15 protein-coding genes and 1 riboswitch are annotated in these 25148 nt (G+C 63.1%); of the genes, 1 reads left to right on the top strand and 14 read right to left on the bottom strand.

Annotated features, from left to right (window positions below; all coding sequences use genetic code 11):
• Positions 1-61: 61 nt before the first annotated feature.
• From ABT23_RS05995 to epsA, 14 genes are all read right to left on the bottom strand, one after another.
• Positions 62-742, bottom strand: coding sequence for a hypothetical protein (locus tag ABT23_RS05995; RefSeq protein ID WP_296632569.1), 681 nt, complete (start codon positions 740-742; stop codon positions 62-64).
• A gap of 46 nt (positions 743-788) precedes the next feature.
• Positions 789-1559, bottom strand: coding sequence for an ankyrin repeat domain-containing protein (locus tag ABT23_RS05990; RefSeq protein WP_296632567.1), 771 nt, complete (start codon positions 1557-1559; stop codon positions 789-791).
• On the bottom strand, positions 1546-3114 hold the full coding sequence (locus ABT23_RS05985; protein ID WP_296632564.1) for a putative porin: 1569 nt from the start codon (positions 3112-3114) through the stop codon (positions 1546-1548). The genes ABT23_RS05990 and ABT23_RS05985 overlap by 14 nt, the downstream gene beginning before the upstream one ends.
• Before the next feature lie 39 nt (positions 3115-3153).
• Entirely contained in the window at positions 3154-3798 is a 645-nt protein-coding gene (locus tag ABT23_RS05980) for an energy transducer TonB (RefSeq protein ID WP_296632562.1), read from the bottom strand.
• 2 nt (positions 3799-3800) lie between these two features.
• Positions 3801-4208 (bottom strand): biopolymer transporter ExbD, encoded by a 408-nt coding sequence (locus ABT23_RS05975; RefSeq protein ID WP_296632558.1) that lies wholly within the window; start codon positions 4206-4208, stop codon positions 3801-3803.
• A 9-nt stretch (positions 4209-4217) separates the two neighbouring features.
• Entirely contained in the window at positions 4218-5972 is a 1755-nt protein-coding gene (locus ABT23_RS05970) for a DUF2341 domain-containing protein (protein ID WP_296632554.1), read from the bottom strand.
• Between the two features lie 126 nt (positions 5973-6098).
• The gene (locus ABT23_RS05965; protein ID WP_296632552.1) at positions 6099-15104 is read right to left on the bottom strand and encodes a filamentous haemagglutinin family protein; all 9006 of its coding nucleotides are present in this window, start codon (positions 15102-15104) and stop codon (positions 6099-6101) included.
• A complete protein-coding gene (locus ABT23_RS05960; protein WP_296632549.1) occupies positions 14992-16938 on the bottom strand; it encodes a filamentous hemagglutinin N-terminal domain-containing protein in 1947 nt (648 codons plus the stop codon). The genes ABT23_RS05965 and ABT23_RS05960 overlap by 113 nt, the downstream gene beginning before the upstream one ends.
• A 48-nt stretch (positions 16939-16986) precedes the next feature.
• On the bottom strand, positions 16987-17253 hold the full coding sequence (locus ABT23_RS05955) for a hypothetical protein (protein WP_296632546.1): 267 nt from the start codon (positions 17251-17253) through the stop codon (positions 16987-16989).
• Positions 17247-18545: a POTRA domain-containing protein gene (locus ABT23_RS05950; protein ID WP_296632544.1), complete on the bottom strand. Its 1299-nt coding sequence runs from the start codon at positions 18543-18545 to the stop codon at positions 17247-17249. The genes ABT23_RS05955 and ABT23_RS05950 overlap by 7 nt, the downstream gene beginning before the upstream one ends.
• A gap of 262 nt (positions 18546-18807) precedes the next feature.
• Positions 18808-20262 carry a hypothetical protein gene (locus ABT23_RS05945; protein ID WP_296632541.1) on the bottom strand — a complete coding sequence of 485 codons (1455 nt, stop codon included), beginning with the start codon at positions 20260-20262 and terminating at the stop codon, positions 18808-18810.
• 60 nt (positions 20263-20322) lie between these two features.
• Positions 20323-21108, bottom strand: coding sequence for a PEP-CTERM sorting domain-containing protein (locus tag ABT23_RS05940; protein ID WP_296632539.1), 786 nt, complete (start codon positions 21106-21108; stop codon positions 20323-20325).
• A 79-nt stretch (positions 21109-21187) separates the two neighbouring features.
• Positions 21188-21270, bottom strand: a riboswitch (cyclic di-GMP riboswitch).
• Between the two features lie 254 nt (positions 21271-21524).
• Complete coding sequence (locus tag ABT23_RS05935) at positions 21525-22094, bottom strand: YkgJ family cysteine cluster protein (RefSeq protein ID WP_296632536.1); 570 nt, start codon at positions 22092-22094, stop codon at positions 21525-21527.
• A 225-nt stretch (positions 22095-22319) separates the two neighbouring features.
• Positions 22320-23099: an XrtB/PEP-CTERM-associated transcriptional regulator EpsA gene (epsA, locus tag ABT23_RS05930; RefSeq protein WP_296632533.1), complete on the bottom strand. Its 780-nt coding sequence runs from the start codon at positions 23097-23099 to the stop codon at positions 22320-22322.
• A gap of 194 nt (positions 23100-23293) precedes the next feature.
• Here epsA and ABT23_RS05925 point away from each other — a divergent pair, with 194 nt between their 5' ends.
• On the top strand, positions 23294-25135 hold the full coding sequence (locus tag ABT23_RS05925) for a GGDEF domain-containing protein (RefSeq protein WP_296632528.1): 1842 nt from the start codon (positions 23294-23296) through the stop codon (positions 25133-25135).
• Positions 25136-25148: the final 13 nt, after the last annotated feature.

Genomic DNA, 25148 nt, shown 5'->3' with positions numbered 1-25148 from the left:
GGCACCGAGCACCTGAAACGGCTCGGCTACGGCTGTTCGCAAATCATGACCTGCGAACAGCTCAACCACCAGGTGGCCTGATCAGCTTCTGGTCATCCAGTTTGTCGCGATATTCTTCCAGCAGGTTTTCCGTCTCCACCTTCCTGAGGCCGGAAAACGGTTCCTTTTCTGCCAGTATCTCGCCGCACGTCTTGTGTTCGAAACGATCCATCAGCGACCGCCCCACCTCGTAGAGCGCTACATTCTTGCGCTCGCACGAAGCGATGTCGCGTTCATGACGTGTCTTGAGAGCTTCCAGGTCGCGTTTTTCCGCCCGCGTCTGTTGCAGGGCCTGGGTGGTGTCGGCCAGGGTCTTTTGAGTGTCAGCCAGCTGCTGCGATGCAGTGGCCAGTTCTTCCTTGACCTGCGTCAACTCATGGGTTGCCGCCACAAGTTGCTGCTTGCTGGCACCAAGCCCGTGCCTCAGGCTCGCCACTTGCCCTTCCACGGTCTTTGACGATGCCTGAGACTGCTCCAGGTCCGCCGCCAGCCGGGCCTTTTCCTGTTCCACGGCATCGAGTTGTCCCTGTACCTGGGACAACTGCTGCTGTACCCGCCGCAAGGCCTCGCGCTCGCGGCTGGCCTTCTTGTCGGACGCCTCGGCGTGCGGCGCCAGGCTGGCCATGCACACCATGAGCGCCAGCGACAACGTGCCCAGCCGTGCCGGACGTACATACTCGGATAGCCGATGTATCTGTTTCATGGATTGATTCCCTGAACAAGAAAAAACAGGTCGTGGCCGATGTGCTTCAAAACGAGGTCCCCCCACGCGCCACCAGCATGGTGGCGATATCCTGACGGTCGCCCGCCCAGAACAGCGGCCGGTTGCCATTGCGATCCATGAGATTGGGATCCACGCCGGCTGCCAGCATCATCGTCACGATATCCGTGTCGCCCTGCTCGACTGCGATGCCCAGGCTCACCCGGCCCTCCCGGTTCCAGATCGTCATGTCGGGGTGATAGGCCAGCAGTTCCCGCACCACATCGACCCGGTGCATGAGCGTGGCCGCGATGATGGGCGTGTTGCCGTCATTGCTTTTCCTGTCGACGTCCGCACCGGCCTTCAGCAGCAGGCGGACGATCCGGACGTGCCCTTGCAGGGCGGACATGCCAAGGGGAGTAAAGCCGCGCCCCTTCAGATCCGGATCGGCGCCGGCATCGAGCAACACGCGCGTCATCTCGACATTGCCGTTCGATACCGCATGCATCAATGCGTTTTCGCCCCATTCATCGATCACGGCATTCGGATTGACGCCCCGTTTCAGCAGCGCTTCCACCCCTTTGATGTCATTGCGTGATGCCGTCGCGATCAGCTCGCGCTGCGTACCTTCGGCATAGACCGGCTCGCGATCGTTGCCGGTTTCCTTGATGCGCGCGAATGCCATCGGGTCATAGCGCGGCCGCGCTTCGGGTGCCAGGGGTTTGGGCTCCGGCAACAACCAGTCGTCGCGTTCCATGTCGAACGCCAGGCTCGGCCCGCTGATCAGCAGCAGCGCCAGCAGCCACTTAGAACTTCGCATTGAAATCCACCTGCAGCACGTCCACGCCAAACGGCTGGCCGTCGATCGCGTCGGCCGACAGCCACCTGGCCGTCAGCCAGGTGTTGCGGTCCATGCCGTACGAACCGCCAATGAAGAAGCCCTTGCTGTTGGTGCCGCCCAAACGGAAATCGGAATCGGCGAAGGCATCCAGCACCGCATCGCGTTCCAGATGCCGGTAGCCGAGGAAGGCCTGCCAGTCGCCCCGGTTCTGCATCGCAGGCCAGCCCACCGTGACCTTGCTCTGCCAGCCAAGCGTCCGGGCTGCCTGGGGCGTCGTCAGCAGCGCATTGACCTTGGCCGTGTCGTAACCGACGTTCTTCACTACGTCGCCGTCGACGATCACGTGGATGGGATCGAAGTGCGCGAGGTCGAGCGTGGCGGTGAGGTTGACCAGGGAGTAGTCGGCGGCCAGCCCGTACAGGTTCGAGTAATCCAATGAATTGGGTGCCACGCGAAATCGCGTGTTGCCTTTCTGGTGCGCCGTCAGCACGGAACCGGCATAGCCGTAGTATCCGAAACCTGGATCGTAGACGGCGGCGATGTTCTGGAAGTCGTAATAGGCCAAGCCAAAACGCCAGCGCGTGTCGCCGTCCATCTTCCAGTCCAGCCCGGCCTGCGCGGCAAGCAGCCATTTGTCCTTCGCCTGGTTGACGGTCGACGTCTCGACCTCCTTCAGCGGGAAGGCGCCCAGCGTGAAGAAGGGCTTGCCGCTGCGGTCGCTGCGCGTCCACGGCGTGAAGGTGGCGGCCAGACCGTCGAAATTGAGGTTGTCGCTCCACACCAGATCGGTGCTGAAGAAGGGATTCGGGATACGTCCGCCGGAAACGGACAGCCAGTCCCACGGCTGGACCTTGGCATACGCCCGATCCAGCACCAGCGTGTACTTGTTGAAATCGTTGCCCAGTGTCTGATTGGTGGAATAGGGCTCGGTGGTGTTGCCAGTGGAGAGGCGGAACCCAGTCGAGACATAGTCGCTGACCTTGGCCGTCAGTCCGAGGCGCGCGCGGACGCGCAGACGCTGGCGGTCCACTGTCGTGTTGATCGGGTCGCTGTAGCTGCCCAGCTCGGACGCCGGGTCAACGAAGTTGTAATAGAGGTCATTGCCATTCGCGAACAAGTCGTCTTGATAGCGCAAGCGGATATCGCCGTCCCACTTCAGCCGCCCCACCCACTCCGGCACTGCGTTCACATCGCCCCACTGCTCGGTCTTGGCCTGCGCCACCACTTCCTGGCGGATCTGCTCGCTGATTTCGCGCTTCACCACCTCGGGGATGTAGGGCACGCGCACCACGCCGGGCGCCGTTTCGGCCCTGGCGCTGGCTTCGGCCGCTTCCTGGCCTTTTTTCTCGGCCTGTTGGACGAGGTCCTGCGCCGCCTCGGCGCTCAGCACGCCCTTCTTCACCAGCGCATCCACCAGGGCTAGCGTCGTCGCCCGCAGGGTTTCGAGGTCCTGGCGCTCGCTGCCGGCCTGGGCAGGCAACGCAAAGGCCAGGCTCAACGCCATGACCAGGGGCTTGATGTAATGAGTTTTCATGATAAGTGGGTTAATGGAATCTGTTCAAAAATCGGAATGTCAGCGCGATACCACGCGCAGCCGGACCGGCTGCGGGATGTCGGCCGGCAAGGGGTCACGCAGGCTCACCCGGAGAATTTCCTGGCGCAGCGCTTCGTCCAGTTCGCTGTCGCCCGTTCCCTTGTCGAGCTGCACCCGGCTGACGCCACCCGACGGGTTAAACCAGATCTGCGCGACCACCTTGTAATCCTTGCCCTGCAGACGCTTGGCACGTCTCAACTCATCCTCGAGCTGGCGCGAGATCATGTTCGAATACCAGCTGCGCCGTTCGTCCCGGTCGCCGCCCCCGCCGATGCCGATCCCGCTACCTGCGGCCAGATCAGTCGCCATCCCGCCTGCCGGGCCGTCGGGTATGCCGCCGGGCGGCGGGGGCGGTGCCTCGGGCTGAGGTGGCTGGGGCTGGTCGAGCTTGACCTCTTCCTTCGGCTTGTCGATCTTCTGCGGCTCGGGCGGCTTCTCTTCCGGCGGCTTGGGCGGCGGTGGCCTGACCAGCGAGATGGTCTGTATCTTTGGCGACTCCGGCTTGTCGGAGCCCTGGATGAAATGCATCACGCCCCAGATCACGCCCGCCGTGAACAGCGCCATGAACAGCAGGCCGCCGATGAGCGGCAGCCGGCTGCGCAGGGATCGCTTGGGCGCCGGCATCGTTATTTGGTCTGCTTGGCCGTCACCAGACCGAGCTGGGTGATGTCGAGTCGGCCGCACAAATCCATCACGTCGATCACTTTTTCATACGCGATCTTCGAATCGCCCTTAATCACCACCGGCAGATCGGGGGTGATCGCCTTGAAGCTCTTCAGGCGGCTTTCGAGTTCGGCCATGCTGACCGGATAGGTATCCAAATAGATCTGCCCGTTGGCGTCGATGGTGACCGACTTGGTCTTCGGCTTGGCCAGGCTCGGCGTGTTACTCGCCTTCGGCAGGTTGACCTTGATGCCCTGCACCGACGCCGTTGTCATGATGATGAAGATGACCAGCAGCACATACGCCAGGTCCAGCATCGGCGTGATGTTGATATCGTCGAACGGTTCGTTGTCTTCGCGGATCTCGGCCATGTCCGTCCCCTATCGGCTGTAGGTTTCGGCGATGCGCGCGATGTACTCGTCGACGAAGACGTGCATGTCGGCACTGATCGACTTGATGCGCGAGCCCAGGTAGTTGTAGCCGAACAGTGCCGGGATCGCGACCGCGAGGCCCGCGACCGTGGCCACCAGAGCTGCGGCGATGCCGGGCGCGATCGCCGCGACGTTCACGTCGCCGGTGGCGGCGATCGCGGCGAAGGTAATCATCACCCCCACCACGGTGCCGAGTAGACCCAGGAACGGCCCGCCGGAAATCGCGATGGTCAGCAGCACCATCAGGCTGTTGAGCTTCTGGTTCTCGCGCACCACCGTGGCATCGAGGCTGGCCTTCACCACATCGAGCGCCTGCGGTGACAGTTCCACGCCGGTGCGCTTGCCCATGCGGTTCTTCACCTGCTGGATGCCGGCGTGATAGATGCGGTACAGGGTCGAGTTCTGGTGATGGTCGTGATGGCCGAACAGGATCTCCGCCATGCCGCTGCCCTTCAGGTCGGCATCCTCGGGATCGTCGTCGGCATCCAGCCTGGCCGTATCCTGCGCCTTCAAATCATGGAAGGCTTCCAGGAATTCCTTGTTCGCCCGGGTGATCTTGCTCACCAGCAACGCCTTCGACGCCATCACCAACATGCTGATGCCGAGCATCACCATCAGCACCGCGATCACCACCCAGCCATCCAGGGTCACGCTCTTCAGGATCACGCCGAAGTAGGAGGCATCGCCGCCGCTGTCCTCGCTTTCTTCCTCGCCCGCCTGCACCACCTTGTCGCTGTCCGGGCCTTGCGTCATCGCGGCCAGGCGCAGCCAATCCGCGCTGCGTGCAATGTTGGACACTTCCAGTTCATCGACCTCGCCCTTGAAGCCCGAGCCAAGTTTCAGATCCAGTGCCGCATCGGGTGCCGCCACTGCGGCCTCGGCTACCATCGCACCGTTGAGATACACACGAAGCTTGTCTCCCAGGGTCGCCGACACCTGGCTCCAGCCTGTTGCGGGAACATCCGGCCCGCTTACCGTGACGCTGCCCGAACGGGCGACCAACTTGCCGCCTTCCAGTGCCAGCGTCAGCGTCTGCCCGGCATGCAGCAGTTCAGCCGTTTGGCCGGCCGTGTCTGGCTTGATCCAGAGCGAGATCGTCATGCCGGCCACCGCGCCATAGACCAGTTTCGGTGCGGCAGGAATATCGAGCGTTTGCGTCCCATCGAACTTGACGGCTCCGCCGATCGCTCCGCCCGGAGTGCGCGTGGCGGTGAAGGTACCGGATGGAATCGCCGCCGCCGTGCTGTCTTGCGGCGCACCGCTGGCCTCCGCGTAATGCTGGACCAGCATGAAGCTGGGGTCGTAGACTGCTTTGCCGTCGCCAACCGCAGGCGCGCCCTCGTTGCCGTAATACAGCCAGACCTGCTGCTTGTCCTTGCCGCCTTCCACCTTGGGAACCTGTACCCAGATCAGGGCCTGCTCGGCGGTGCTGTCGAATTTCTCGATCTGGAAATTCAGCGGCGTCTTGTCGTCACCCGCCACGAAGCGCAGATCGGAGCCATTGGGATTCGCGCTCAGAAAGTCGAAGTTGCCCGTGTGCAGGCGGATCAGTACCGGCACGTTGGCCTGCGTTTCCTTCACCCCTGCGCCTGAATCGGCCGTATTGATCGTGAACGCCTTGCGCGCCGACCAGTCGCCGTTCCACCACGCATGGGCCGGAGCGGCCGCCAACATCAACAGCAAGGGGAACAGGAATCGGATCATGGCGGACAGGCTTCGCGGTATTAACAAAGCCTACGAGTGTGCCGTCGGACTGTTGCGTCGCCATGAAAACAGCCTGACCCGACATGAGCCGAATGGCTCAGGTTCGAGCGGCCTGTTTAGACGAAATCAAGTGCCGCCATTTTTCTGTTTCCGGCAGAGCGCATCGTCCTTTCCGCATTCGGCGGATTCCCCCCCAAAACCCAATACCTCGACGGTAACGAAACTAGGACGGAACGACTTGATGTCTGCATCTTTTTCGGAAGCCAGTGCATTATTTGCCTGAGCCATCGCATCCATCGCCTTACTGGCACTGGCTGCGGCATCACCGGAAACAGGCGCTGCCGGCACGCCCGACGAGACGGATGGAACTCCCACGGAACTTCCGCTCGCCGAGAAATTATCGGCATTCTTGACTAGCAGCGCGGCCACGACCAGTCCGCTGGCGGAACTGACCCCTGCTTCGCCGGCGTCGATCGTTCCAGTCGGTGCCAGCAGATAAACCTTGCCCGGATCGGGTTGCTGTAGTGGCCCGAAGCCGTCCGGATCGTAGCTGACGGTTCGGATGCCGCTGCCGCTGACATCCAGTGGCGGTAACAGCAGCAACTTGCCGGTCGGCGTGCCATCGGCCTTCAGTTCGGCGACAAGCCGGGGCGGAGAACTGGTCCTCGCCGAGCGCGAACCCCGTCCGGCATCCAGGGTGCTGCCGTCGCCGCTGGTGTAGAGCACGATGTCGCCACCCTGGAAAGTCGCGACCTTGGACAGGTTGACGTTCATGTCGCCGCTCAGATAGGCATTGATGGCACCGCCGGAGGTCGTATAGATCCCGATGTTGCGTCCGCTGCTGGCGGTAGGCAGGCCGACGTTGATGTTGCCGTTGGGCGCGAGCAGGTTGATGTCGCCACCTGTCGCCCCCGGATTGGTGCCGGTGCTGACGCGCGCGTTGTATAGCGTGATGTCACCCGTGCGGCCGGCCTTGAATAGCGCGGCGATCGCGTTGTTGGCCGCGGCAAGCGCGCCATTGTAGGCATCGGTCATCAGACCTGTTGCGGATCTCCCGGCAGCGGCATTCGGATCGATCGGCGCTTCATACACAGCGCGGCTACCCGGTTGGACTGCGCCGGCAAACAGCACGTCGATGGCCTGGTTGGCCTCCTGGATCACGGCGTTCGCCTCGACGACGGCAGCCTCGGTCGATTTCGCATTGCTCTGCACCTGGCCGAGCAGGCCCTGAAACTGGCCGACACTGCGCAGCACGCTGAACAGACCATCGACCTGCCCGGTACTGAGCAAACCGGTGTCCACGCCGGACATGACAATCAACGAGGCCGCACCCGCGGTCTGCAGGCTGCCGTTGGTCGTGTTGCCAACAGCATCGATGCGGGTCACGTCGTTCGAGTCGAGCACCGAGCCGCTGAACTTGGTGGCATTCACTGCGCCAAGATTGACGTTCCGTCCCGCCTCGACCAGGAGTTTTCCGGGACCGCCAATCTGGATGTGCGGCATCAATCCCCATTGCGTGCCGTTTCCCAGAACGTTCGAGTACAGCACATCACGGCCCGCCGCCACCCTGCTGATATCGTCGCCGAGATTTTGCAGGTCGAGCTGCACATTGGCGATGTCACGGCCGGCCATGACCACCGACTTTTGCGGGAAGTAGAAAGCGGCATCGCTGACGTCGCCCGTTTCCGCCACCACAGCGTAGCGATAACCCGGCAGCACGGATGGCTTGACCATGCGAGCGTCGGAAACCAGCGGCGGATTGAAGGCATAGGATTTCCCCAGCGCGATGAAGTCGCTGATCCCGAGTACCAGGCTGCTTGCCGTGCCCAGGTTGGCGGGATCATAGTCGCCCGCCCGCAATACCAGGTCATGCACGGTGTCGCCGGCCAACAAACGGAATAGGCCATTACTGTCCGGCAATTGAGCAAGACCGTTGGAACCGCCGGCCATCAAGGCGTTCGAGGCGTCAAACCGACCAGTACCGCTGCTCACGCTGCCTTCCAGGGCGGCGGCGGAGAAACGCGGCGGCAGGATGTTCCTGGCCGATTCGGTGACAGGCACGATCACCAGGTTGCCGCCCACCGTTGTCAACGACAGAGTGTCTTCGGGCGCGTAGCTGAAGAAATAGCTGGGGGTACCCCGATAGCCCAGGCGCGTGTTCGAAACCGTGGCGCCTGCATTCTTCGGGCTTGCGGTGATTGTGGGATTGGCCGCGCTACCGAGCATCACGCCGCCCAGCGCTTCGACGTCGACATGGGCGCCGCGCCAGGCCGGATCGTCGCTCCAACCCATCAGCCAGAAAGCCGGTGCGGTGGCGCTGTCGGCGACGCCATTGAGGCCGCCGATATCGCCGCCCGCCGTGAATCTGGCGCGGCCGCGTCCGATCAGATACTGGCCGCCGAGCAGGTCGCTGCCGGCGTCGATGCGCACGTCGCCACCGCCATACACGGTGTTCGCGCTCGGAATGGTATTCCGGCCATTCACGGTCACCAGGGTCGCGCTGGTCGACGCCGAGCGTGAAGTGGCGGAGGCGACCGAAAGATTGCTGATGGTGTTCGATGCCGTGATGGCGATATTGCCGCCGCCCAGCGTGGCGATCCCCTCTATCCCCTTGGTTTTTGCGGTCGTGTTGCCAAGGCGGTCCACCCACCAGTAGGCTGGCTGGTAGGCGTAGCCACGCGCAACGCTGACCGACGAATTGAGCGTGGTGCCGGGAACGACCGTGTTGCGCCGCAGCCAGTCGTTGACGTTGGCATAGCTGCCGCTGCCTGTGACATCACGCTTGGCATTGATGGAAATACTGCCGCCGTCAACGAAATTGACGCCACTCGCCGGTGCGAAGTATTTCTTGTTCAGTGCAGGATCGGCGGCCATGATGGGCAAGGCCACTGCGCGTCCCGTGGTGTACACCACCGACGCTGGCGTGGTCGCCCTGACATCCCGTCCGGCGGCGATCCGGATATCGCCGGTGCTGCTGGTGAGCTTGCCGCCGGGGTTCAGAACCACGTCGCCCGCTGTCGTCGAGGGCATCACCGCCAGCACGTCGGCAGCTGCGGTATCCGCGCCGCCTGCCAGTTCCAGGGTCCAGCCCGAATCGGGCGGAAGCGCGCTTTCGTCCGGCAGGCCGAGCCGGGCGTTCACGTCGATATTGCCGGCGACGCGCAGGGCCAAACGCCCTGCCGACTGGCTGCTGCCCGTGCGCAGCCAGTTGGCGTTCGTCAAATCCCAGTCGGCATCGACCGTCATGTCGCCGTTGCTGACGAGCTCCACGCCCGCACGCACTTTCAATGTGTTGGTTGTCACATCCGAACCGCCGGCCTGGAGGGCAGTCAGCGCCGCGCCCTGGATGGAATCGGCGGCGTTCATGAACGCATCGTAATCCGCATAGACTGCACCTGAGGTCGATGCGGCAGAGGATGTCGTCGCGACGCCGGTATAGCGCTTGTAGCCTTCGAGTACGACCGTGCCGGGCTGGGGCGCACGTCCCCCCGTCACACTCACCGTCCCGCCCGTGCTCTTTACCTGCCCCGCCAATGTGGCCTGCAGGCCGTTTCCGCCCGCCGTCCTCGGCGCCGAGAACACGATCCCGCCACTGCTCGACTTGCCAGCCGTGGCGGCGGACACATCGATCACTGCGCCGTTGTCGAACGCAAGCTGCCCATTGCGTGCATAGAGGGCGACCTCGCCGCCATCGGAATAGGCGGCGTCGGCCCCGGTGTCGGCGGAAGTGCCGTTGGCCAGAATGCGGCTGCCGCCATGCAGGTGGATGCCCTGACCGGCGTCGAGTTCCACCTTACCCCCACCTTCGACGCCGGAGGCGTCCAGTATGCCCTTCACAGCGATATCACCTGCGTCGGCCACCAGTTGGATGTTCCGTGCGGTCGCGGTATCTACCGTTGTGACCTCGATATCACCGGTGCGTGCGCGCAGATAACGGCTCAGCCCGAAACCACCGTTCTCCAGCGCCGCGTTGAGGATGGAGAAGTTGGCCAGGCTCGCGGTGTCGAGATAAACGCTGCCTGCCCGCTGGCCGCCGGCCGCGCTGGCCAGCAGAGTGCCGTTCAAATTCACTGTGCCGTGCGCCGCGTTGATGGTCAACACGCCCGCATCGCCACTCGTTGCGCCACCTTGCAGATCGATGCGCGACCCGGACTGGGCATCCACGGAACCATGATCGCTGGACAGCGTGAGTCGTCCAGCTGAGGCTGAGGCCACGATGTCAGCGGTGCCCTGCGCAAATGTCTTTTCATAGGCGGAGAGATCGATATTGGAACCGCTTCTGAGCGTGACACCGTCGCTCGCCGTCCCGCCATGTGCCGCGAACGCCAGACGACCGGATTCGAGCGTGACGTTGCCGTCGAAGTCGATCGAACTGCCATCAAGAGCGAGCTTGCCGCCCGGCGCCGGTGCATCGGCCAGGGCTGGCGCGTTGGCAGGCCGGGTCAATTTGATGGCGTGCCAGGTCTGGGTATCGGCATCGTAGGCCTTGATCCGCTGATCCGCCTGTTGGCCGGCCGCTGCGACGCGCGCGGACTCGATATTGAGATCGCCGGCGACGGTCAATAGGCCCCTGCCCTGCAGTGACACTTCGCCTGCGTTCAGGTCGGCCTGGCTGAAACCGGCCACGGTCACGCCGCCATCGTTGAGACCGCCGGACGTCACACTGTCGCCGAGCACCAATCGGTCGGCGTTCAGGGTAAGGCTGCCCGCGCCGGAACCGGTTCCCGTATAAGCAGAACCGCTCAGGTTCTGCAGGGTGAGCTGGCCGGCGGACAACTGTACTGCCGCCCCCGTCCCGTTCACGGCATGTCCGACGAGACCGGCGCTGTCCAGCGTGAAGCTGCCGCCGCCCGTCTGGCCGAGGTTCACCGCGCCATAGAAATCGATACTCGAATAACTGCGCAGGACAAAATTCCGCGCGCTGCCCAACGCAGCCGCAGCCAGCTGCGCGTTGCCCAGCGTCAACGCCGTGCTGCTTTGGGGCACGGCACCGAGGGCGATCTGGCGCGCACCGATCGCCAGGGTATCGCTCTCCGCCACGCCGGCCATGTGTGGCGTGCCAGTCGAATCGATGACGACGGATCCCCCCTTCGCGCTCAGTTTCGCACCGGCGGCGATATCAAGATTGCCATGTGCAGGATCCGTATCCAGCGCGCCGGTTCTGACGATGGGTGCCAGCTCAGCAGCCGACAGGCCCAGCAAAGCGCCATATTGTCCACCATCGGAGTTCACGTTGACCTTGAGCGTGCCGGACCGGCTGACCACCGTGCCGGACGCTTCCAGGGTGGACGTACCCGTTACGTTCAGCGTGTCGGTCGCGGCCAGCCACATTTCCGGCGCACGCAAGGTCCCGCCATCGAGATCGACGAGGACGTCACTGGCGATAACGTCGAGCGTCTGCCCGTTTGCGGTATCGGTGCGCTTGCCGCCGATAAGCAAGTCGGCTCCCAGCTTGGACAGGTCGTCGGCTTTCAGGCTGGTATAGCCGCTTGGAGCCGAGGCGGCGTTGTCCACGATGGCAAATTTCGCCCCATAGATATCCACCTGGCCGTTGGCGCCGTATTGCCCGAGCGCATCGCGCATCCCCGCCTCGGCCAGCAGCGTTCCCTCGAACGCCAGATTTCCCCGGGCGCCGATGCTCAATCGACCCCCGTCCTGCGGCAATGCCGGCAAGGACGTGTTGTTCTTCGCGGCCTGATCGACGAAATACTGGCTGCCGGTCACGAGATACTCGGCTTGTGGATAGCTGGTCTGGGTCAGCGCATCCGCGCCTGACTGGACGCTGAACCCAGACCAGACAGACTGGCGTATGCCAGTGCCCGCGTACCCCAGCCTGCCGGCCACGATCACGCTGCCGTCGGCTTGCGTCGCGGCATAGCCCGGGTTGAGGTTCGTATAGCCGGCCGCGCTTTGCGCCTTCACCAGATAAGCACCGGGCAACAGGGCATAATAGGCCGGCAACAGTGCGTAGTCCCCTTCGGGCAGACCGGCGCCTGCGGCAAGGTGCACCATGGTGTAGGGTGCGCCGGCATTCACGCCGACGGGCGCGAGGCCGTTGAGATAGCCGTCGCCAGGCTGGAACAGCACGCCAGGAATAATGGCATAGGTGTTGGCGGCCGCGAGCACATCCTTCGAGCCACCGATGCCCGGTATCCATTCCATGGCAGCAAAATCACCGCCGCCACGGATGTCGAGGGTTGCACCGGAAGCGACGCTCACCGCGTCGGCCGTGGCGGAAATCTGCTTGCTGGGTGCCGTTTCGGTCTGCCGGCTGCCGTACCAGAGCGACTGTCCGACGTTGCGGGTGGCACCATAGGGAATGACCAGTTCGGTCTCGCCACCATCATGCTGCCACAAGGCAGACACCGAGGTCACACTGCCGTCCTGCAGGGTCAGGGATTTTCCACCCTCGAGCGCGATCTGGCCGAGCGGTGCCTTGATCGTCCCCCCCTGGAGGATCTGGTCAGCCTTGAGGGTGAGCCTGCCCCCCGCGGAAAGCACCGGCGCCGGCTGGTGTGTGTCATTTCCTTTCACGGTGATGAGTCCGTCGGCAACCGGGTTGCGGCTGGTACTGACCGCGATGTTGCCTTGCGCATCCTGCGTGATCGAATCCACCGACGCCTGCTCGACGGCCACGCTGTAATCGACGGCGGTGGCCGGGTAAATCTGATCGGCCTGCAGCGTGATGTTGCCTGCGGAAGACAGACGGCCGGTCAGCGCCAGCAGGGTCTTCAACAACGGCGTGGAATCGGATTGATCGTTCTGGTCGAGATAACCCAGCGGGAAGCCCTCGAACCGGATGTCGCCGCTGCTGATCAGCTTAAGGTTGGCAACGCCATTGGCCGCGATATTGCCGGCAAGGGATATCTGTCCTGCGTTCAGGCTGAGTTCGCCACGACCGGGCTGCGTGGCGACCGGAACCTGCGGCAGCAGATTCGAAAGTGTCGGATATTGCGCAACCACGTCCGCTGGCAGATTGGTCGACAGACGGAAGGCATTCTGCGTGTTGTAGACATCGATCTGACCTGTCTGCCAGACGTTCCCCCCTCGCGTGCCGTTGCCGATGCTGACGGCCCCAGCGCCCTGCACCCTCAGTTCGGGCGTGTCCAGGCGCAACTGCGCGCGCGGCGCAAAGTTGTTCAGCCCGGCGATGAGCTGGATCTGGCTGTCTGCCTTCAGCGACACCGTGTCAAAACCGCCGCCGACGCGCACGCCGTCTTTCTCTACGCCGTTCACCAACTGATCGGCGCTGATGTTCGCGCGCAGCGCAGACACGAAGCGGCCGTTGCCATCGGACAGATTGCCGATCACGCTGCTGTCGGCCGACGAGCCATCGTGCAACAGCGATGTGGCCGTCTGACTGACGACGATCGTGTGCTCGAGATGATGCACATCGGCGTCCCAGTAGGCCAGTGCTGTCGCCACCTTGGCATCGTTGTTGGCCTCTCCGGCCAGCAGATTGCCGTAGATCGCATTGCTCGTGAGCGCACCGTGATAAGACAGGTCGAGCGCGAAGCTGCCGCCGGCAACCGACGCATCGCCGCCGGCACCCAGGAACGTGGCGTCCAGATAGGCATTCTCGGTTGCATTGATCGCAACGCGGCCGCCCTCGCTCGCCACCGTGGCGCGCGTATAGATCGCGTTACCGGTACCTGATCGCATATCGGCGGCATGCTTCGCGCCGCTCACGTCGATAACCGCGCCCTTCCCCATAACGAGATCGTTCTTGCGGGCAGTGATGTCGATCGTGCCGCCGTGCAGCACCTGGCCCGTGACCAGTCCGCGCGGTCCACTATCCGCCAGGAAAACGCCGGCGGTGGACAGCACCGCCTGATCGCCGATGTTCAGCGCATTGAAACGGCCGGTGGCGGTGTCGTAGTAGAACTTGCTTCCCGAATCGAGCGTCAGGCTGATCGCTCCGCCCGGCGCGATCAGTGTGCCTCCGATATCCATGCGCGTGGCCGACGACAAACCGATACTGCCCCGTGGGTCCATGCGCAGGGTCACGCCCGGATCGACCGTGATGCCGGTTTCGTTGACACCAAGCTGGAACGTGCCAGAAGACGATGCGCCGGTACTCGCGTTTAGGCTAACGGGCGACCGCAGATAGTCCGACATCGTGGTTTGCACCGAACTGAGCGTGGAGAAAGGCGTGCCCGTGGGCGCGAGTTGCGCATTGGCGCGAGCGATGCGCTGGTATGCAACAGGATGGAGACTCTCCCTGAAGTGGACCGCGTTGAGTCCTTCCAGCGTGTACTGGGTGAATCCGCCCTGGGTGAAGAACCCGGGCAACAATGCGTCGGCGGAAGGCCCGCCGACGTCGATCGCATCGGCGGTCAGGGCCAGCGTACCCCCATGCGTGCCGCCGTAGGCCTGCAGATTGACGCCGTCCAGCTCGGTCGTCGGCAAGGCGATCGTGCCGCCGTTGCCGTAGCTCAGCTTAACTGCCTGATCGAGACGCGCGCCGCCCGAGGCATCGATCGCGCTGCCGGCGGCCAGCGTGGCGTATCCCTTGATCGTCACCGTGCCGCCATCGACGGCGTTCGGCACCACGACACTGCCTGTGGACGCGCTGTCGTTGACCCAGTTGCCTGCCACCGACAGGACGCCGTGTGCGCCCAGGTGCGTAGTGCCGTAGAGCGAATTGTCCACGGTGCGGTTGAACGCCAGGACGCCGGCGGCGGCCCTGACCGTTCCTGCCACGTCGATCTGCGGTGCCAGCCACATCAGCGAGCCGCCGGCGCCCAGGTCGAGCGTGACGTCCTGCGGCACCGTGATGGTGCCGCTTGCACGCAGGGCAAGCGTGCCGAATCCTGTGCTGGCGTTCGATTGAGCATTGCCGGATGCCATGCCGCCAAACAGATTCGCCGGCAGCAGCAGCGTGTCCGCCAGATCGGTCGGAAAAGCCGCGTTCAGCGGATCGGCGTTGACCCCGGCCAGGGCATCCGCGATCTGTTGGCGCGCGGCCGTACCCTCGCCGAACGTGACGTCGTGCAGGGCATAGTCAGAACCCAGGCTGTCAAGGTTGTTGGCCGTGGTGCCATCCTTGACCGAACTGAAATCGAGCGCGCTGCCGGCAAGCACGGACTGCGTGCCGAGTACCAGCCTGCCCGCCTCGGGCATCGCGTTCATGGCGCGCTGTCACCCCGCCGGCAAAGTGTCCGCCGAGGGCCATCTGTTGCGCGTCGATGGTCAGCAGGCCCGCGCTTTTGCCCTCGACATAGCCCTTGACCAATGCGGTCTTGTTGACCACGCCGTCGTATTGCAGTGTGGTCGGCGCCGTCGCGACGTCATACAGACGCCCATGCGACACCAGATATGTCGTGGTGCGCGTGCCGTCGCCATAGCGATAGCCGCCGCCCGACACATCGACGCTGGCGTTGCCCGCCGAAATGAATTCGCCGGTGTTCACCGTGATGGTGCCGCCGGCGGTGGCTTTCTCGCTCACCGAGCGCGGTATCGCGGCCACCTTGTCGGCAATGCTGAACAGCAGGGGCGAGCCCTTGCGCGTATCGACCGTCACTGTCTGGTTGATCAGGAAGCCGTCCTTTTGCAGCGGCGAATCGGCGAGATCGAGACTACCGAGCTTGAACGTCAGGTAGTTCGACTCATACGGCAGATCGACCCACAGTCCGGCTGTGCTCAACACGCTGTCGGTGCCGAGATAGACCCGACCGGTCTGCGAGGGACGGCTCGTGGGGTCGTTGTTGACGTTTTCCTTGCCGATGACGATGCGCCCCCCCGGCGCCACAGTCTGACCCTGGTGCACGACGGTCTCGCCGGTCATCTTGATCACGGCCTGGTAGTGCGGAAAGCTGCCTGTGTTGTACACCGTGTTGTCGGCATACGGATCCGATTCGGCCAGCGTGGTGCCGTCGTTCTCGGGCAGGGTCTGGGTCACGCTGTCCTTGCTGGTGGTCAGGACGCTGTTGGCATAGATGGTCTGCTTGCCGGCGGCATCGTAATTCTCCGCCTTCAACCAGATCGAGCCGTTCACCGTGGTGGCCGTGTTGGCCGAGACCAGGCCCGACTGGTTGACGACCAGACCCGTCAGCGTGGTGTTGCCGCGATCGGTATGAATCGCGCCACCGAGGTTGGCCGCGCTGTTGAGCTTTTGTGCAGCGATGAGCTGGCTCAGGTTCAGCGAGCCTTCGGGGGCCGCCGTCACCTTCACCAGGAAACCGCGCATGGACAAGTCGTTGGGATTGTAATCTGCGCCGGTGGGGTCGTTGTAGAGCTGCAGGTACACGGACTTGCCTGCGGCCAGAACGACCTGGCCGTTGTTGGCGGTGATGACGCCGTGGTTCTCCACCTGGGGCGCGAACAGCATGATGGCGCCACCTTCCTCCACCGGCTTGCCGGTCGTCGGGTTGGTTGCCACCTGGCCGCTGGCGCCATCCACCTTCACGCTCTTGATCGTGCCGTAGTTGATCACCTGCCCGGCCGTGTTCAGCGCCATGGTCGCCACCAGGGTCGGATCCGCCTTGCCGACCAGGCTGGAGGTGATGCCGTTGTCGAAGGTGCTCTGCGAAATGTTGAGCGACGAGGCGATCAGGGTATTGACGTTGACCTGCGCGGAGCCGTCGAACAGGATGCCGTTGGAATTGACCAGATAGACCTTGCCGTTGGCCGACAGCGTGCCCTGAATCACCGAGGGATTGGCGCCGCCGATGTAGTTCATGGCCTCGGCCGAGCTGCTGGGCTGATTGAAGCGCACCGTGTAGCCCTGGCCGATGTCGAAGCTGTTCCAGCGGATCGTCGTCTTCGCCGCTGTCTGGTTGATCTGCATCAGGTTGGGCGCGCTATTGACGATCCTTGCCGTACTTGGGTCCGACACCACCCCGCCGGTGGGCAGCGGATTGACCGGTGCGGCGACATGATTCTGAGCCGCCAGTGAAAGCGATGCGCAGGCCGACAGGACGGCCATCGTCAGCAGCCGCATCCTGAACTGTGGATGCGTCGGCATGACCGTGGATACAGTCTTCTGTCTGGCTCGGCGGCGCATCCTCGCGATTCAGAAATCCAGGCGCGTATCGAAATGCACGCGCACATCGTGGGCCCGGGTAAAGGGCTTGGGGGGAGAACTGCTCAGGTCGTTCTTCGGTCCGTCCGTCATGGCCTGGGCCAGGCTCAGGCTGAGGGAGAAGGCACGTCCGGCACGCAGGTTGATCCCCAGTCCCATCGAATCCAGGGTGTAGGACGCGATCTCGGCCGGCAGCGCATCGTTCACGCGCAGATACGCCGCGTCGTAGAACGCATACGGCTGCACGCTTTTCAGCAACGGCCACTGGCTGGGCGTCCAGGCCGGCGCGCGCAATTCCAGGCTGGCCGCACGCTGCCTACCCCGCCGGCAGAGAACTGCTCGTTGTTGATCAGGGCCTGGTCGGCAAGCTGCAGATCCGCGCTGCCCGCCAGCGACCAGCCGGCCGGCAGCTTCTGCAATCGTTGGGCGTTGAGCTTGAGGACGGCAAAGCTGTTGTGGGCGAGATAGCGCCGGTTGCCGAAGGACACCTCTCCCGTGCCTAGACCACGCAGGCCCAGCACCGTGCCGGCCCCCAGCTGCCAGTTGCCGCTGGCGTCGTTCAGCTCCACGTCGTAGTTCGCATCCAGCGTCCAGTAACGCAGAGGTGTGCTGATGCCATTGGCGTCCTGCCTGGAGTTCTTGTAGTCCAGCCCCAGGGTCAATTGGTGCGTCAGGCTGCCCCGAGGACGCAGCGGCATGATGTAGCGCGCGCCGACGATGTCGTTGTTGCCGAACAGGATCTGGTCGCCCACGTTGACGGCCGAGCTGGTGACGTCGCTGGTGGAATGCACGGCGTACACCGACAGATAGCGCTGGTAATCCGCCAGCGGCACCACGTAGGATGCCGACACGGCGCTCCCTTCGGACGGATTGGTGGGCGCGGTCTGGTACGTCAGGGACAAGGTCCGGGCGCGCTGGAACAGATTGCTGTAGCTGATGCCGCCGGCCAGCCGCGTGTCGGATGTATTGGCGCTATGGGCATTGTTGTAGTCGAGCCAGGCCGACACCGGCGGGGTGTCGCTCACCTTCAGTTCGAGCACTGTGGTGCCTGGCCTGCGCCCGGGCTCCAGCGTGGGCGTCACATGCACGCCGGGCGCGCGGCTGACCGCTGCCAGTTCGCGCTGCATATCGTTGAAATTGGGAACGGCCCCTTCCGCGGTGGAGGGTGCCTCGCTGCGGATGCGCGAAGGCAAGGTGTATTGCGCGCCGGTCACGCGAGTACGCTCGATCACGCCCTCGGTTACCTTCAGCACCACCACGCCGTTGTTCACCTTTTGCTCCGGCACGCTGACATAGACCGTCAGATAGCCCGCATCGTGATAGGCCTGCTCAAGCGCGGCGCGCGCCTTCTCGACGTCGGCCACACTTTTACCCGGCCCAAGGAGCGGATACACCGCCTCCTCGATGGCCATCTGGGAGAGCACCGTATTGCCCTCGACCTGAAACTCAAGCAGATCCAGCTTGGGCGAGGTGGCGGTCTCGGGCGCGCCTAGGGCCATGCCGGACACACACGCCAGCATCAGCAGCAAGCCCCTCAGGCTAGCCCTCATCGTCACTTTTCCTCCGTGCATTTCGGACATGTCCGCGAGCAATCCAAAGGGACATGAGTGTAGGTAAAGGCTGTTTCAGTACGGCACGGCGACCATGAGCCATACGGCTCATCACGCAAGCCAATCCCTCCACGGGAAAGGCTTTCGTCAATTCAGATAGCCACTCCTAGCCCATAAAAAAACCTGCCCCGAGGGGCAGGTTTTGCCATGACTGGCAGGCGCGGCATTGCACCGCCCCCGGGTCGTTCAGACTACAACCCGATCAGGGGTTGATGTTGGTGGAGTAGTAGCTCATGGCCGGCTGGCAGCTGTTGGGGCCACCCGAAATGCTGCGGGTGTAGTACATCAGGGGCTGAGCTGCGACCGACGCTTCGGACGCCTCGGTGGCGGTCGGCGCGCCGGAAGCGGACGGGGCCAGGATGCCGGCGGGCTTGCCGAGCAGCGCGGTGGTGTTGAAGGTGTTGTTCAACGGGATCAGGACGGCCGGATCGTTGAAGCCGGTGATCATGGCGGTGCGCAGGGCGCCGACGTCGCCGCCAGGAGTGCCGATCGTGTTCATCGTGGCCTCGTACCAGAACGTGTAGCGACCCGTTGCCGTGTTGAAGGCAGTCGGGGCGATGCCGTCGATCTTGATGTGACGCTGATAGTCCTTGTTCAGGATCTTGTTGCCCGTCTTCGCACCGCCGGCGATGACATACTCGTCGGAGGTGTCGGTCGTGCTGGGCAGTTCCAGCGAGTTGATGCCGATCGCCCAGCGGCCATTGCGGTCGTGGTTGGTCAGGCAGGTTTCGACGTTGCCGCCACCGCTGCCTTCAAACACGCGGCCGCTGTAGCTGGCGGCGTTACAGGCGTTGGCCTTGTTGTTCACCTCGCCGTTGTCGCCAGGCACGAATCCAGCCACACCGTCGGTACAGGGGTCGTTCAGGAACTGCATGCGCGAGGCGGTTTGCGTGCCCGAGCTGATGACGCGGCGGGCGATATAGACGTTGTCGTCGCCGGCCGGGTTGGTCAGGCCAAGTTCACCCCAGCCCACCAGGTTGCCGGAGAAGATGGAGGCGATCTGCGACTTGCTGAGCGAGGGCATGCAGGCCTCGGTTTCGCTGCCCACGAAGCAGCTGGCGGGCAGCGCGCCGGAGGCGATTTGTGCGTCCTGCAGTGCGTTACGCAGACCCAGGGTCACCGGGGTGCCAAAGGTGGTGACGTTCAGCGGCGCAGCCACGAGACCGGCAGGAATAGCGCCCGTGAAGGCAAGTGCCTTCTTCAGGATCGCCGGCTCTTCGTCGGAGACGCCAATGTCGGCGACGCGGGAAGCAGTCAGTGCGCCGGTGACGGGATTTGCCTGGAACACGTTCGTAAACTGCAGGCCCGTGCCGGTCAGCTTGCTGATGCCGTTACCGGAACCACCGTTGCTGTTCTTGATGATGGCGACGTTGGTCTTGCCGAACGAGCCGGCGAAAGCGGTCTTGGGTTGGCAGACGACGGCGAACTGGTTGGTGTCGGTGCCGACGTCGTCGTAGGAAACCTGCTTGGTCGAATCGCAGAACACGCCCTTGGCCCAGGCCTTGAGCTGGTTGTTGGTGGCCGACGATCCGGAGATATAAATCGCTGCGGTGTTGGCGGCGGTGTAGCCACCGTCCGCAAAATTGTAGGCGAACGCGGAGCCGGACAACGCGACCAGGGCGCCGGACACGGCCAGGGTGAGGGTATTGAATTTCATGTCTAACCTTTCAGTGATTGGGTTGGCGGAACCGGGGTTCCGCCAGGAATGGAAATATGCTTAAACGAACTTGCGGCGTCGAACCATGAAGCCGACCAGACCCAGGCCGGCGAGCATCATGGCGTAGGTCTCTGCTTCGGGCACCGCTGCAACAGCGGTGTACGTCAGCACGCCGTTGCTGGCGAGCGTGAAGGTGTCAGCGTCACCGCCGAAGGCGAATGCCGTCGCGGTAGGAGTGTTGGTTGCCTTAGTCCCAGTGGAAACATACTGATAGAAGTTCATCGACTGCCCCAGGCCAGTAGTCAGAACCGAGGTCAATGACAAAACGCCTCCGTTGTCATCCCACGACGCGGAAGCTGCGTCTCCCGTAGTAATTTCGCTAAAACCGCAGCTCGAACAAGCAGCGCCATAAACAATACCGGTCAACTTATTGGCATTGCTTGCGAAGTTGCTCACGTTCTGGCCGTTAATGGCGTTGTCAACCGACTTGGTCGTCAGAACAGTGGTGCCCGTACCGCTCACCCCAACAGACGTTCCAAACACGCCCCAATGGATATTGGCGGTGTTAGCGATAGTCGAAACATAGGTCGTCCAGGCGCTGTTGCTGCTGAGGTCCCAACTGTTGTTGGCAGTGGTATTGAAGCCCGAGGCCAGACCCAGATCGAACACGGCGCTGTTGGTGGCCAGCGGGTTGGCTTCAGGCTCGTTGCCCACGCGGTCTTCAAAAACATACAGGAACAGGCTGCCGCTGGTGCTGGTGGTCGAAGAGGTCAAAGCGTGGGCCTGGCCGGCGATGCCCATCGAAGCGATGGCGGCGGCCATCGCGAATTTCAGAGTGCGGTTCATTAAACAAGCTCCTTTTTGGTGAGAAATCATTGGTCGGGGCAGCCCCCACGTTTGCGCGGTCGGCCCAAGAGGCCGCCCTGCCTGCAACCCGGCTTTCTTCGAACTTGCTGAAGACCCGTGGCTTTCCGGACCCGCCTCGCGACGGGGTTGGCGTAACGAGAAAATCTTCTGATCCCGCTGTGCGAAACAATAGGGGGGGCGTGTTACATGTATGCAGGGAGGACCGGCCGCTGAACTAATCCTTTCGGCTCATGTCGCAGGCTGGTTTTCCTGTTCGGAAGTCGTTCATGGATCGTGCGTTCGCTGATCCGAATGCTGGATAAAAACCCGGTTTCAGGACTTCATGAAGCGACCCCCAGAGCATTGGTGACTGTCTGGCTCAAGACGTAACCGACCCATTGACCGGGGCGAAGGCACTACTCCGGGTCGGCCAGGTCGCTTTCGTCGCTCATACGTTCGGCAGTCCATCGCGCGGGCTTGTCGGGATCGGCGTAGATCCGCTGCATCAGGGAATTGATTTCATACAGCTTCGAGTGCTTCGCCGCGCGGGTCACTTCGCGCACCGCGATCTCGACCATCTTCGGCGCCGAAAAGCGCTGCGGCATTTTGGATTTGTCCAGAAAGAAGTCGTGGCACGAGGACACCGAGCGGGAAAAATAGGAGCGGCAGGCCAAGGGCCGATTCTCATAGATGGCGCAACGCTCGTCGATCAGGAACGCGCAGGGCACGCTGGCCTGGTCGCTGGTCGGTGCGGCGGCACGGATGGATTCAATGACCCGGTCCTTCTGCCCTGCGTCCAGTTGTTCCTCCATGTACTGGACGACGAGCACGGCTTCCTTTTCAGTCAGGACGATGCGTTCGTCCTTGCAACAGTAATTGCAGCCCGCCCGGCAAGGAATATCGCCGGCCCTGGCAGCCATCTCGTCGATCTCGGCATCGGCCACGCGCAGCAGTTCGCGGTAGCGGTCGGCGAAACCTGGTGACACGGGGACGCTGGGCAAATTCCGTTTTCAGCCACACCTTGGTATTGGGTACGCGCATGGGAAACTTTCTTTCACGAGAGATAACCGATATCTCCGATATGCGGCATATCCTGCGGTCCTTATCGGATAGGTTTACCGAATGACTGTAAGGCGTTTCGATGACACGCCATGATGTATTACAAAGACTAATATGAGCCGTTCGGCTCACGCACAAACGCGTTACACACGCTATTGCATGTCGCCACGCGAGCCATGCGCATGCAGCAATCCCAGCGCAATGGCTTTGGCGACGGCCTGGCCGCGGGTGCGGACGACCAATTTTTTCATCGCGTGGCGCAGGTGGTTTTTGACGGTGAGCATGGACAGGCCGAGGATATCGGCGATTTCGTCGTTGGTCTTGCCGTCGCGTACCCAGGTCAGCACCTCGACCTCGCGCGCGGTGATGAGCCCGGCAGGCCGTCGGCTGAGCGTGCCGGTGCGCGATTCATGTGACAGCATGCGGGCCAGGGTGGCGAGCAGGTGCGGCAGCAGGATGTCGAGATACAGTTCGAGCCGGCTGTCGAACGGCACCCGCACGCGCGAGAAACTGGCGTAGCCCTTGATCTGGCCATTGGTCCAGCCCATGCCGTGAAAGGCGACATTCTTCAGTTCGAGGTCGGTCAGGCGAGCCGTCCAGTTGCTACTGTCTTCGTGCTGCCCGGCGATCAGGCGCGGTTCGCCGCAGGCCTGCCATTCCTGTGCCAGCTGGCTGATCAGACCATCGCCCGGGTGAATCACGCGGTGATAGTGGTCGTCCTTGAAATAGCGGCAGGCGGTAAAGCGCTGGTGCAGCAGGTAACCGCTCTCGTCCGCCACGCCGCACAGCAGGATTTCGTGCGGGATGAGCGACTGCACCGGGCCATGGATCCAGCTGAAAAAATGATGGCGCAACGTGACCCGCCGCGAGGCGAGCAGGATGCGCGCCAGATGGCCGCACTCTTCGTCGGTCAGTTCGTTGGTATTGTGCATGGACTCCCCTGTTGCGAGCAGAGAATAGGCACACGCCATGACAAGGGCATGAAGTTTTTTTGACGCCAGGAACCTTACGCCGCCCCGCGCACTCTTGCGCACCCCGTGACTTCAGCCCCACCCTGCCCTGGCTTCACACGCCCGTAACGCAGGCCACCTATCGTCGAGGGCCTACTTCCCCCTTATGTCCCCCTATGAGCCACGACGAATTACGCGTGCATCTGGACCACATCCTGGACAACGCACGCCTGATGACCCTGCTGCAACCGGTGCTCGACCTCGCCAACGGGCGCGTGATGGGATACGAAGCCCTCTCGCGAGGGCCGTCGAACAGCCCGCTGCACGCGCCGCAGGCGATGTTCCGCGTGGCCGAACAGCATGGCCTGCTGACTGCGCTGGACTGGGCCTGCGTCCACACGTCCCTCAAGACGTTTGCGCAATTGAAGCTGCCGGGACGATTGTTCGTGAACCTGTCGCCCGGTAGCCTCCTGGATGCGACCTTCGCACCGGAATCGGTGCTGGCGGCGTTGTCGGATGTCGGCCTGTCCAGCAGCCAGGTAGTGATCGAAATCACCGAGAATGCGACCGCGCTGGATTACGCCTTTCTGCGCAAAGCGGTCGCCGGCTTACGCGCGATCGGCATCGAGGTGGCCATGGACGATCTCGGAGAAGGTTTTTCCAGCCTGCGGCTGTGGTCCGAACTGAAGCCTGCCTTCGTCAAGATCGACAAACATTTCATCGCCGGGATCCACCAGGACCCCCACAAGATCCAGTTCGTGCGATCGATCCGGATGCTGGCCGAAGGCGCGCATTCCTGCGTGATTGCCGAGGGCGTGGAAAGTCCGTCCGAACTGGCCGTATTGAAGGATCTCGGCATCCGCTACGCCCAGGGCTACCTGATCGGACGCCCTTCTCCGGTACCGATCCGGTTGTTGTCACGCGAGGTGGAAGCCTGCCTGCAATCCGGCATCGTCAGCGTCTTTCCCATGCTCCAGGCACGCGACGGGCTGCACGTATCGGCCGACCGGCTCGTGGTTTCCGCTCCGTCCGTCAGTCCCAAAACATCCAGCGAAGACGTGCTCGAGCTGATGATGCAATACCCCGAATTGCATGCGGTGGCCGTAGTGGACGAGGATATCCCCGTCGGCATCATTCACCGCCCCGCCCTGCTCGACCGCTTCATCGGCCTTTACGGCCGCGAGCTCCATGGCCGCAAGCCGTGCCGCGACATGATGGACACCGACCCCCTCATCGTCGACAAGGCCACACGCATGACCGAACTGTCCGAACTGGTCGTCAAGAAAGGCAAGGCCGCCTTTACCCAGGGCTTCATCATCACGACAGAAGGACGCTACCTGGGGCTGGGATCCGGCTTCGACCTGATGCGCGAAGTCACCGAAATGCAGATCGTTGCCGCGCGTTATGCCAATCCGCTCTCCGGGTTGCCTGGCAACGTGCCGATCCAGGAACATCTCGAGCGCCTGCTCGTCAACGAACAGACCTTCGTCACGGCCTATTTCGATCTCGACCAGTTCAAGCCCTACAACGACGTCTATGGTTTCCGCCGCGGGGACGACATCATCCAGTTGCTGGCACGCATCCTGCGCGACAGTTGCAACCCTGAACTCGATTTCGTCGGCCACATCGGAGGTGACGATTTTGTCGTACTGTTCCAGAGCCTCGACTGGGAGATCCGCTGCCATGGCATGCTGGCCCGCTTCGATCGCGAATGTCGGGCGCTGTTCAATCCCGAGCATGTGGAGGCGGGCGGCTACCGCAGCGAAGACCGGCGCGGCGTCATGGCTTTTCATGCCCTGGTGACCCTGTCCATCGGCGCCGTGCTGGTCGATCCGAGCAATTACCACCATTACCAGGAAGTGGCGCGTGCCGCTTCCGAAGCCAAGCGCATGGCCAAGCGTATCGACGGCAGCAGCCTGTTCATCGATCAGCGTCGCATGCCCTTCGGCCGGCGGCTGGTGACGCAAACGCCTGCTGCCGGAACCAGCACGGCATCGGAAGAATTGACGTCCGCCTGAGCCGGGAACGACG

Source organism: Thiobacillus sp. SCN 63-57, from assembly GCF_001725555.1.
Classification (GTDB): Bacteria; Pseudomonadota; Gammaproteobacteria; order Burkholderiales; family Thiobacillaceae; genus Thiobacillus.
The sequence above is the reverse complement of the archived record's forward strand: the minus strand, read 5'-3'. Positions and strand labels throughout refer to the sequence as shown.

What these genes read in the sequence shown, in the direction of transcription:
- ABT23_RS05960 (WP_296632549.1), bottom strand. Translation starts at nt 16,938, where the DNA reads ATGCCGACGCATCCACAGTTCAGGATGCGGCTGCTGACGATGGCCGTC.
- ABT23_RS05970 (WP_296632554.1), bottom strand. Translation starts at nt 5,972, where the DNA reads ATGATCCGATTCCTGTTCCCCTTGCTGTTGATGTTGGCGGCCGCTCCG.
- ABT23_RS05925 (WP_296632528.1), top strand. Translation starts at nt 23,294, where the DNA reads ATGAGCCACGACGAATTACGCGTGCATCTGGACCACATCCTGGACAAC.
- ABT23_RS05940 (WP_296632539.1), bottom strand. Translation starts at nt 21,108, where the DNA reads ATGAACCGCACTCTGAAATTCGCGATGGCCGCCGCCATCGCTTCGATG.
- ABT23_RS05965 (WP_296632552.1), bottom strand. Translation starts at nt 15,104, where the DNA reads ATGAACGCGATGCCCGAGGCGGGCAGGCTGGTACTCGGCACGCAGTCC.
- ABT23_RS05945 (WP_296632541.1), bottom strand. Translation starts at nt 20,262, where the DNA reads ATGAAATTCAATACCCTCACCCTGGCCGTGTCCGGCGCCCTGGTCGCG.
- epsA (WP_296632533.1), bottom strand. Translation starts at nt 23,099, where the DNA reads ATGCACAATACCAACGAACTGACCGACGAAGAGTGCGGCCATCTGGCG.
- ABT23_RS05990 (WP_296632567.1), bottom strand. Translation starts at nt 1,559, where the DNA reads ATGCGAAGTTCTAAGTGGCTGCTGGCGCTGCTGCTGATCAGCGGGCCG.
- ABT23_RS05980 (WP_296632562.1), bottom strand. Translation starts at nt 3,798, where the DNA reads ATGCCGGCGCCCAAGCGATCCCTGCGCAGCCGGCTGCCGCTCATCGGC.
- ABT23_RS05950 (WP_296632544.1), bottom strand. Translation starts at nt 18,545, where the DNA reads ATGAGGGCTAGCCTGAGGGGCTTGCTGCTGATGCTGGCGTGTGTGTCC.
- ABT23_RS05995 (WP_296632569.1), bottom strand. Translation starts at nt 742, where the DNA reads ATGAAACAGATACATCGGCTATCCGAGTATGTACGTCCGGCACGGCTG.
- ABT23_RS05985 (WP_296632564.1), bottom strand. Translation starts at nt 3,114, where the DNA reads ATGAAAACTCATTACATCAAGCCCCTGGTCATGGCGTTGAGCCTGGCC.
- ABT23_RS05975 (WP_296632558.1), bottom strand. Translation starts at nt 4,208, where the DNA reads ATGGCCGAGATCCGCGAAGACAACGAACCGTTCGACGATATCAACATC.